We start from the raw sequence: 9,258 nt of genomic DNA on the forward strand, positions 1-9,258 counted from the left end.
ATCCGCCCGGGGCACCCGGTGGACTGACCGGCACCGCCCGGCCGCTCCGCCCGCCGCCGCGCCGCGCCGCGCCGCTCAAGCGGTCTCGGCCGGCACCCGGACGTCCAGGACGCAGACGTCGTCCCGGCGCTCCTCCCCCTCCAGCAGCGTGGCCAGCAGCGGGCCCAGCGAGTCCGGGGTGTCCGTGACGGACGCCGCGGCGGCCTTCGCGAGCCGCTCCAGGCCCCGGTCGATGTTCTCCGGGGGCCGCTCGACCAGGCCGTCGGTGTACAGGACGAGCCGGTCGCCCGGCCGCAGCACGCACTCCGCCTCCTCGAACGCCGGGGACGACGTCGCGCCGAGCAGCATGCCGCGCGGCCGGTCGAGGTAGCGTGCCGTGCCGTCGCGCACCAGCAGCGGCGGCAGATGCCCCGCCTGCGCCCACACCAGCCGGTGCCGGGCCCGCTCGTAGCGGGCCAGCACCAGGGTCGCGGTGCCGTGCGTGTCCCGGGAGTGCAGCAGCAGCGTGTTGAGCCGGGTCAGCGCACCGGTCAGCGACGACCCGGTGATGACCATGCCCTTGGCGGTGAACCGCAGCTGGGCCATGGTGGCGACCGCGTCCACGCCGTGCCCGGCGACGTCGCCGACCACCAGCAGCGCGTCGCCGTCCGGGAGTTCGATCGCGCTGAACCAGTCACCGCCGACGTGCACCCCCGACTGCGCGGGCAGGTAGGAGACCTCGACGCGCAGCCCGGCCAGCCGCAGCCGCCCCTTGGGCAGCGGGAGCAGCGCGTGCTGGAGCTGGGCGACCAGGGCGCGCTCGGCCCGCAGCACGTCGTGCTGGGTCACCATGGCCCGCTCGCTCTCGACCAGGGCCAGTTCCACCCGGCGCCGGGCGGTCAGGTCCTGCACGAACCCGTGCACCTCGATGGGGGTGCCGTCGGCGTCGGCGGCCGCCTCGGCGACGATGCGCAGGTGCCGGACGCCGACCGGGGTCCTGGTGCGGAACGGCACGTCGCACGGCCGTCCCTCGGCCATCAGCGCCCGGACGGCCCGGACCAGCGCCGGCCGGTCCTCCGGCAGGGCCAGCTCGGGCAGCTCGGTGAGGCGGACCGGGCTCTGCCCGTGGTCCCGCCCGAAGATGGCGAAGACCTGGGTGGACCAGCCGGCCTCGTGGGTGACCAGGTTCCAGTTGACCCAGCCGAGATTGCCCAGCCGTTGCAGGTCCGCCAGCCGCTGCTCCTGGCGGTCGGAGCTGCCGTGGCGCAGCCAGGTGAGCACCAGCCCGCCGCCCAGCGGCGCCACCCGGACGGAGTACGTGGCCAGTTCGGCGGTGCCCGCCACCACGTCCTGGTGTGCGAACGGCTCGCCCTCGTACGGCCTGCCGGTGGTCAGCGTGTCCAGGCAGGCCGGCCACAGCGGCTCGCCCGCCAGCGCCGGGAAGCACTCCAGGAACCGCCGCCCGACCAGTTCCGGCCCGGTGCGGCCGGTGGCCCGGCCGGCCGGTTCGGTGGCGGCGTCGATGCGGTAGTCCTGGACCTCTCCGGCCGGTGACCGCAGCGGGGTGAGCAGCATCGCCCCGACCGGCAGCGCGTCGAACACCCGCTGTACGGCGTCGGCCTCCCCGGCCGGCTCCTGGCGGGCGCCGAAGGCGCGCAGCCGGCCGGCGCACAGCCCGGCGACCGCGAGCAGGCGTTCCCGGGCGTCGGGCGGGAAGGCACCGCCGCGCCGGCGCAGCACACCGAGGCAGTAGCCGGGTTCCCGGCCGTCGGGCACCGGCAGCCAGGCCCGCGACCGCCAGCGCTCCGGCGGGTCGCCGATCAGCAGGTACCGCTCCCGGTCGCGGTCGAAGTCCTCCAGCCAGCGCGGCTCACCGGCGCGCAGCGCGTCCGGCGCGGCCAGACCGCTGACCGGGGGCATCCGCTGCCACTGGGCGGCCAGCGCGTCGTCGATACCGGCCTGCCCGACCAGCTCCAGCGCGCCGGAGGGCAGGCGGGCGTAGAGCAGGACGGCGTCGACGGCGGTCTCGGGGCCGAGGTGCTCCAGCAGGCAGCGGGTCAGCTCCCGCGGGGAGCCGACCCGGACCAGGGCGCGGGCGAGGCGGGCGAGGGCGGCCGGGACGTCGTCCGGGGCGGGGGACGCCGCCGGGACCCCGGGGACGGTGGCGCCGGACGCCGGGCCGCCCGACGCGCCGGCCACGGCCAGCTCCGGGGTGCGGTCGGTCCCGGGGACCGGCGGACCCAGCGTCCCGAGGGTGATCCAGCACTCCTCCAGCAGCGTGCGGCGCCGGTCCTTGGCCCGCTGCAGCAGCGCCTCGCGCGCCGCGTCGGCCGAGCATCCGCGCAGCGCCATCTCCACGCCCTTGGCCCGCTCGAGGACGGCCGAGGTCGCGGCCAGGTCGCGCAGCCGGTCCATCTCGGCGCGCTGTCTGGCGACGACCTTGGCCAGGGTGGCCAGATCCGGCGTGGCGTGCTCGCTCGTCACGTCACGAGCATCGCACATCGGGCCCTGTTCGTTGACCCGCTCGGCAACCGGCCCCGGCGCCGGGCCCGGCCCGCGGGCCGGGCTGTGACTCCCGTGCGGGCACGGGCTGCACGGGGCCGGTGGGACATCCGGCGGGCCCCGGTCCGGAGCACCTCAGCGGCCGCCGTCGTCGGTGAGGGCCGTCGTGACCGCGCGCACGCTGCGGGCGATGTGCTGCAACTGACCGATCTCCGCCGCGTACAGCTTGATCGTGTGCTCGATGACGGACTCGGGCAGCCCGAGCCGGGGCAGGTCGGCCCGGGCGCTCTGCAGCGCGGTGCGGGCGACCCGGATCTCCTGCTGCACCTGGAGGTGCGCGTGGCGGGCGAGCAGCACCGGGTGACGGATCAGGGCGGGGTAGCCGGCGTAGCGGGCCGGCACCAGCTCGCGCAGCCACCTGACGGCCGAGCGCTCCCAGTCGTAGCTGCCGGGGGGCTTGACCTGGCACGGCCAGTCCGGGCCGGTGCGCGTGGACGTCAGGGACATGGGAGCAGTATTTATATATGCCGTTCGGTTTTCAAGGCGTATGAAAACATTCATACGGCTCATGGGGTGCGGCCCGGCTCAGTCCCGCAGGAAGAACCGGTGCTCGTCCGCGATCTGCTCGTACGCCTCCAGCCGGGCCTGGGTCCGCTCCGGGTCGGCGTCGGTCATGGCCTGGAGCAGCGCCGCGCACAGCACCCCGGTGGCGGCGTAGGAGTCGAAGACCAGCGTGGACCCGGTGCCGGTGGCGAAGACGGTGTCCGCCTCGTCGGCCACCGGTCCGAGCGCCAGGTCGGTGACGAGCGCGACCTTCAGCCCGGCCCGCCGCGCCACCCGCACCGCGTGCAGCGTCTCCCGGGCGTGCCGGGGCATGGAGAACGCCAGCACCCAGCTGCCGCCGGCCTCCCGCGACTGGAGCAGGGCGTCGTAGGCGACGCTGCCGCCGCGCGTCACCAGCCGCACGTCGGGGTGGATGCGGCGGGCGGCGTAGGCGAAGTACTCGGCGTGCGAGACGGAGATGCGCAGCCCGAGCACGGTCAGCGGCATCGACTCCGACAGCGCGCGGCCGGTGCCGATCACCGCGTGCGGATCGGCGAAATCGCGCCGCAGGTTCTCCAGGTTCTCGATCTCGGCGTCCACCGCTGCCTGCAGTTCGTTGCCGCGGTACTCCTCGGCGGGGCCGCCGCGCGCGGCCAGCGTCAGCGACTGGAGCCGCTCCCGCAGCGCGGGGTAACCCGTGAAACCGACCGCCGAGGCGAACCGGGTCACCGAGGGCTGGCTGACCCCCACCCGGTCGGCGAGGTCGGTGATCGACAGGAACGCCGCCTCGGTGAGGTTCTCGATCAGGTACTGGGCGATGCGGCGCTGCCCGGGGGAGAGCCGGGGCCGGTCGAACAGCGTCCTGAGCCGGGACGCGGGGGAGAGCTCCGGCTCCGGGGCGGCCGGTGTCGAGGTGATCGCTGACGCCTGGGCGCGGGCCTGCTGCGGCGATGGCACCGGTGCGCCTCCTTCGTCTCCCGAGGGCCTCTTCCGGGGACCTCTCCCGAGGAAGGTTCAACATAGCCCAGGGATAGCCGCGCCCGGTCCGGGAACCCGCCGCCTCGGAACACCCGTACGACCGACGAGGAGCCGTGCCATGACCGTCCCCGAAGAGAACCGGCCGAAGACCGACACCACCGACGAGGTCCTCGAACGGGACAGCCGCGAGGGCGACGCCCAGCACCAGGCCGGGGCGACCGGCCGCACCATGCGCGAGGCGCTGGAGGAGGCCCACGTCCGCCCCGACGACTACGACGAGAAGTGACCGCGCGCTCCCGACGTTCCGCTTCGCACACCACTACGGCAGGTGAGACCGCATGGGCGCACTGAGCGCTCTGGAAGAAGCCCTGGAGAACCGCTGGGCGGCGGTGTGGGCCAGGGTCCTGGACAAGGAACCCGTGGAACTCCTGGACGCGCTGCGCACCGAGTGCGACAGCAACGCCGTGGTCTGCGCCGCGGGCCGCGTCCTGGTGCCCAACGCCTACGACGTCGCCCTCGCCGACGAGGTCCACGACGAACTGACCCGCCGCGGCGGCCGGGTGGGCCAGGCGATCACCGACAGCCTGGCCCGGCACGCCGAGCGGCACGGCTACGAGTGGGCGGGCCCCCTCGCGGTGCACATCGCCAGGTCCGACGACCTGCCCAACGGCCGCTACAGCGTGACCAGCCGGGTCATGCCGCACGTGAGCGCGGCGGGGTTCCCGCACGCGGGCTGACCCCGGGGCCACACCGGCGGCCGCGCCACCAGCACACCTCTGCGGGGTGCGGTGACCGGTCGGTGGGGCCGGGCGCGGGTGGTGGTACGGCATCGCGCGGGGGTACATCCTCGGCGCCGCGCTGCCAGGCGGGCACGCCCTCCGGCGTCCCGGGCACCGCACCCTCATGCGGGAGCGTGGCCTGCGGTGACCGGCCGGTGGGGCCGGGCGCGGGTGGTACGGCATCGCACGCGGGTACGTCCTCGGCGCCGGGCCCTCCAGGCGGGCGCACGCCCTCCGGCGTTCCCGGCACCGCGCCCCCACACCAACCGGCGCGCGAACCGCCGCCCGCCGTTACCGGCCCCGTGAGGAGACGGCCGGGCACGTCCTCCGCCGTTCCGGCGCCGCGACCGCACGCGAGGCCGACCCCGCGAGGCGTCGTGCCGTCGCGCGGGGGTGCCGAGCCCGGTGCCGGTCTCAGGATCACCTGCCCCCGCGGCGGGCCGCGGCGCTCAAGCGAGCCCCGCCCCAGCTAGCGCGGCGACCGCGCGCTCCCCGTCACCACCAGGTCCGCCCGTCCCCGGGTCGCCGCGACCAGGCGGGCGTTCGGCTCGTCCGAGCGGCGCACCCAGGCCGCCGCCTGCTCGGGCGACTTGCCGAACGCCACGTGCCGGGCGGTCAGCCGCCGTACCCGTTCCGTCTCGTCGAGGTCGCAGAACCAGACCTCGTCCAGCGCCCGCCGGACCCGGCTCCAGGCGCCGTCGTCCAGCAGCAGGTAGTTGCCCTCGGTCACCACCAGCCGGGCCGCCGGCCCCACCGGCACGGCCCCGGCGATCGGCTGCTCCAGCACCCGTTCAAAGCCGGGCGCGTACACCACCTCGCCGGGGTCGTCCGCCCGCAGGCGCCGCAGCAGCGCCGCGTACCCGGCCGCGTCGAAGGTGTCCGGCGCGCCCTTGCGGTCCCGGCGGCCCAGCCGGTCCAGTTCCGCGTCGGCGAGGTGGAAGCCGTCCATCGGGACGTGCGCCGCCCACGGCTCACCGGCCCCGTTCAGCTCCCGCACCAGCCGCTCGGCGAGTGTCGTCTTGCCCGCTCCCGGGCTGCCCGCGATGCCGAGGAGCGCGCGCCGTCCGCCGCCCGCGAGGGCACGGGCGCGGGACAGGAGATCGTCGAAAGTCAGCGGCACGCCCCGAGTCTGCCATCCGGCCCTGTGGCAGGGACCACCCGATGGGAGGTGCCCGGGCGGGGAACTGTCAGGGGTATGACCACGCAGCTCGGCCTCCCCGCATCCGTCCAGGCATGCCTCTTCGACCTCGACGGCGTCGTCACGAAGACCGCGGTGGTGCACGCCGCCGCCTGGAAGGAGACGTTCGACTCGTTCCTGCGGGCCCGCGACGGCGCCGGCTTCCGGCCCTTCACCGACGCCGACTACAGCAGGTACGTCGACGGCATGCCCCGCGCCGACGGCGTGCGCACCTTCCTCGCCTCGCGCTCCGTCGAACTGCCCGAGGGCGACCCGGACGACCCACCGGACCGGGACACCGTCAACGGCCTGGGCAACCGCAAGAACGAGCTGCTGCTGAAGAAGATCCGCACCGACGGCGTCGAGGCGTACGACGGCACCCTGCGCTACCTCGAGGCGGTGCGGGCGGCCGGCCTGAGGACCGCCGTCGTGTCGTCCAGCGCCAACACCGTCGACGTGCTCCGCTCCATCGACGCCGAGCACCTCTTCGACACCCGGATCGACGGCGTCGTGGCCCGGACACGGAAGCTGCCGGGCAAGCCGCGCCCCGACACCTTCCTCGCCGCCGCCCACGACCTCGGCGTCGAGCCGGCCCGCGCCGCCGTCTTCGAGGACGCCCTGGCCGGCATGGACGCCGGCCGCTCCGGACACTTCGGACACGTCGTCGGCGTCGACCGCGTCGGCCAGAGGGACGCCCTGTACGCACACGGCGCCGACCGCGTGGTCAAGGACCTCGCCGAACTGCTCGGAGGCGCCGAGTGATCACCAACCGCGCCTACGCCGTCGAGCCCTGGTCGGTGCGCGAGACCGAGCTGAACCTCGACCTGCTCGCCCAGAGCGAATCCGTCTTCGCCCTTTCCAACGGCCACGTCGGCTGGCGCGGCAACCTCGACGAGGGCGAACCGCACGGCCTGCCCGGCACCTACCTCAACGGCGTCCACGAACTCCACCCGCTGCCCTACGCCGAGGCTGGCTACGGCTACCCCGAGTCCGGCCAGACCGTCATCGACGTCACCAACGGCAAGCTGCTGCGCCTGCTCGTCGACGACGAGCCCTTCGACCTGCGCTACGGCCGCCTCATCACCCACGAACGCTGCCTGGACCTGCGCCGCGGCGTCCTGGAGCGGGTCTGCGAGTGGACCTCCCCGGCCGGCTCCACCGTCCGGGTGCGCTCCACCCGGCTGGTCTCCCTCACCCAGCGGGCCATCGCCGCCGTCGACTACCAGGTGGAGGCCGTCGACAGCCGCATCCGGGTGGTCATCCAGTCGGAGCTGGTCGCCAACGAGAGCCTGCCCGACCCCAACGGCGACCCGCGCGCCAGCAGGGCGCTGAAGTCCCCGCTGGAACCGGAGGAGCACCGCGCCGAGGGCGGCCGGCTGCGCCTGGTCCACCGCACCCGGCGCAGCGGGCTGCGAGTCGCCGTCGCCGCCGACCACGAGGTGGACGGACCGGAGTCCACCACCAGCGGCAGCGAGTCCAGCGACGACGTGGCGCGGCTGACCGTCACCTCCGTGCTGGAGCCGGGGCAGCGGCTGCGGGTGTGCAAGACCGTCGCGCACGGCTGGTCCGGCGCCCGCTCCCGGCCCGCCATGAGCGACCAGGTCGAAGCCGCGCTGGCGGCCGCCGGACACGGCGGCTGGGACGACCTGGTGGCCGAGCAGAAGGACTACCTCGACGAGTTCTGGGCCCGCGCCGACGTCGAGGTGCACGGCGACGAGGAGATCCAGCAGGCCGTCCGCTTCGGCCTCTTCCACGTGCTCCAGGCCGGCGCCCGCGCCGAACAGCGGGCCATCCCCTCCAAGGGCCTGACCGGCTCCGGCTACGACGGCCACGCCTTCTGGGACACCGAGATGTTCGTGCTCCCGGTGCTGACCTACACCGAGCCCAAGGCGGTCGCCGAGGCGCTGCGCTGGCGCCAGGACACCCTGCCCGCCGCCCGCGACCGCGCCGCCCAGCTCGGCCTGCGCGGCGCCGCCTTCCCCTGGCGCACCATCGACGGCTCGGAGGGCTCGGCGTACTGGCCGGCCGGCACCGCCGCCTTCCACGTGAACGCCGACATCGCGCACGCCGCCGTCCGCTACACGGCCGCCACCGGCGACACCGGCTTCGAACGCGACACCGCGCTGGAACTGCTGGTGGAGACCGCGCGCCTGTGGCGCTCGCTGGGCCACCACGACCACCACGGCGTCTTCCACATCGACGGCGTCACCGGCCCCGACGAGTACAGCGCGGTCGCCGACGACAACCTGTACACGAACCTGATGGCCCGCTCCAACCTGCTGGCCGCCGCCGACGTCTGCGAGCGCTACCCGGACCAGGCGGCCCGGCACGGCGTCGACGACGAGGAGAGCGCCGCCTGGCGGGACGCCGCCGAGTCCGTGCACATCCCGTACAACGACGAACTCGGCGTCCACGAGCAGCACGCCGGCTTCACCCGCCACCAGCGCTGGGACTTCGCCCGCACCGGCGCCGACCAGTACCCGCTGATGCTGCACTTCCCGTACTTCGACCTCTACCGCAAGCAGGTGATCAAACAGGCCGACCTGGTGCTCGCGCTGTACACCTGCGGCAGCTGGTTCGACGCGCACAGCGACGCGGAGCAGATCGCCCGCAACTTCGCCTACTACGAGCCGCTCACCGTCCGCGACTCCTCGCTGTCCGCCTGCTGCCAGGCCGTCGTCGCCGCCCAGACCGGACATCTGCGGCTCGCCTACGACTACGCGGCCGAGGCGGCCCTGATGGACCTGGCCGACCTGGAGCACAACACCCGCGACGGACTGCACATCGCCTCCCTGGCCGGCACCTGGATGGCGCTGGTCGCCGGGTTCGGCGGCACCCGCCGCGACGGCGACACGCTCAGCTTCTCCCCGCGGCTGCCGGAGAAGTTCAGCCGGCTCGCCTTCCGGCTCCAGTTCCGCGGCCGGTGCCTGCGGGTGGAGATCGACGGCGCGAAGACGACGTACACCCTGCTGTCCGGAGCGCCGATGCGGGTCAGCCACCACGGCACCGGGTTCACCGTGGGCGGCGACGGCCCCGTCGTCCGCGCCGTCCCCGCGCTCGCCCCGCGCGCGGAACCCGAACAGCCGCCGCACCGCCGCCCCAACGCCCGCTGAACCGGGCCCGGCGACTGGCCGTATCCCACCCTGCGGCCCACGGAACCCCGGGTTAGTTTGACTCCGTTCGCCCCGGGTTCGCCCGGGGTTCCGGGTGCCTTCACGAAGGGGTGGACATGGCCGACAGCGCGCACGCCGTCCTGACCGGCGGGCGGCGGGCCGGCCGGGCGGCGGCGGCCGGCCGGCC

The 9,258-nt window shown here is 75.0% G+C and carries 8 protein-coding genes; 4 read left to right on the plus strand and 4 right to left on the minus strand.

Annotated features, from left to right (window positions below; all coding sequences use genetic code 11):
• Positions 1-75: 75 nt before the first annotated feature.
• The 3 genes from AB0G32_RS39760 to AB0G32_RS39770 all read right to left on the minus strand — a co-directional run bounded on the left by AB0G32_RS39760 (position 76) and on the right by AB0G32_RS39770 (position 3,981).
• Entirely contained in the window at positions 76-2,481 is a 2,406-nt protein-coding gene (locus tag AB0G32_RS39760) for a SpoIIE family protein phosphatase (protein WP_361175745.1), read from the minus strand.
• Between the two features lie 135 nt (positions 2,482-2,616).
• The gene (locus AB0G32_RS39765; protein ID WP_361175748.1) at positions 2,617-2,988 is read right to left on the minus strand and encodes a hypothetical protein; all 372 of its coding nucleotides are present in this window, start codon (positions 2,986-2,988) and stop codon (positions 2,617-2,619) included.
• Positions 2,989-3,066: 78 nt separating this feature from the next.
• Positions 3,067-3,981 carry a MurR/RpiR family transcriptional regulator gene (locus AB0G32_RS39770; RefSeq protein ID WP_361175751.1) on the minus strand — a complete coding sequence of 305 codons (915 nt, stop codon included), beginning with the start codon at positions 3,979-3,981 and terminating at the stop codon, positions 3,067-3,069.
• Positions 3,982-4,120: 139 nt separating this feature from the next.
• Between AB0G32_RS39770 and AB0G32_RS39775 the strand changes: the two genes are divergently transcribed.
• Both AB0G32_RS39775 and AB0G32_RS39780 read left to right on the plus strand, forming a co-directional pair.
• Positions 4,121-4,288: a hypothetical protein gene (locus AB0G32_RS39775; protein WP_361175754.1), complete on the plus strand. Its 168-nt coding sequence runs from the start codon at positions 4,121-4,123 to the stop codon at positions 4,286-4,288.
• 52 nt (positions 4,289-4,340) lie between these two features.
• Complete coding sequence (locus AB0G32_RS39780) at positions 4,341-4,739, plus strand: DUF3662 domain-containing protein (protein ID WP_361175757.1); 399 nt, start codon at positions 4,341-4,343, stop codon at positions 4,737-4,739.
• A gap of 511 nt (positions 4,740-5,250) precedes the next feature.
• Here AB0G32_RS39780 and AB0G32_RS39785 read toward each other — a convergent pair.
• On the minus strand, positions 5,251-5,901 hold the full coding sequence (locus tag AB0G32_RS39785) for a nucleoside/nucleotide kinase family protein (protein ID WP_361175760.1): 651 nt from the start codon (positions 5,899-5,901) through the stop codon (positions 5,251-5,253).
• A gap of 75 nt (positions 5,902-5,976) precedes the next feature.
• Here AB0G32_RS39785 and AB0G32_RS39790 point away from each other — a divergent pair, with 75 nt between their 5' ends.
• Both AB0G32_RS39790 and AB0G32_RS39795 read left to right on the plus strand, forming a co-directional pair.
• The gene (locus AB0G32_RS39790; RefSeq protein ID WP_361175763.1) at positions 5,977-6,720 is read left to right on the plus strand and encodes a beta-phosphoglucomutase family hydrolase; all 744 of its coding nucleotides are present in this window, start codon (positions 5,977-5,979) and stop codon (positions 6,718-6,720) included.
• Positions 6,717-9,071 carry a glycosyl hydrolase family 65 protein gene (locus AB0G32_RS39795; RefSeq protein ID WP_361175766.1) on the plus strand — a complete coding sequence of 785 codons (2,355 nt, stop codon included), beginning with the start codon at positions 6,717-6,719 and terminating at the stop codon, positions 9,069-9,071. Before AB0G32_RS39790 ends, AB0G32_RS39795 begins: the two co-directional genes overlap by 4 nt.
• Positions 9,072-9,258: the final 187 nt, after the last annotated feature.

Origin of the sequence: Streptomyces sp. NPDC023723 (genome assembly GCF_040639815.1) — a bacterium.
Taxonomy (GTDB): Bacteria; Actinomycetota; Actinomycetes; order Streptomycetales; family Streptomycetaceae; genus Streptomyces.

Excerpts from the sequence above, each read along its gene's own strand:
- AB0G32_RS39765 (WP_361175748.1), bottom strand. The coding sequence starts at position 2,988 with ATGTCCCTGACGTCCACGCGCACCGGCCCGGACTGGCCGTGCCAGGTC.
- AB0G32_RS39780 (WP_361175757.1), top strand. The coding sequence starts at position 4,341 with ATGGGCGCACTGAGCGCTCTGGAAGAAGCCCTGGAGAACCGCTGGGCG.
- AB0G32_RS39760 (WP_361175745.1), bottom strand. The coding sequence starts at position 2,481 with ATGTGCGATGCTCGTGACGTGACGAGCGAGCACGCCACGCCGGATCTG.
- AB0G32_RS39775 (WP_361175754.1), top strand. The coding sequence starts at position 4,121 with ATGACCGTCCCCGAAGAGAACCGGCCGAAGACCGACACCACCGACGAG.
- AB0G32_RS39790 (WP_361175763.1), top strand. The coding sequence starts at position 5,977 with ATGACCACGCAGCTCGGCCTCCCCGCATCCGTCCAGGCATGCCTCTTC.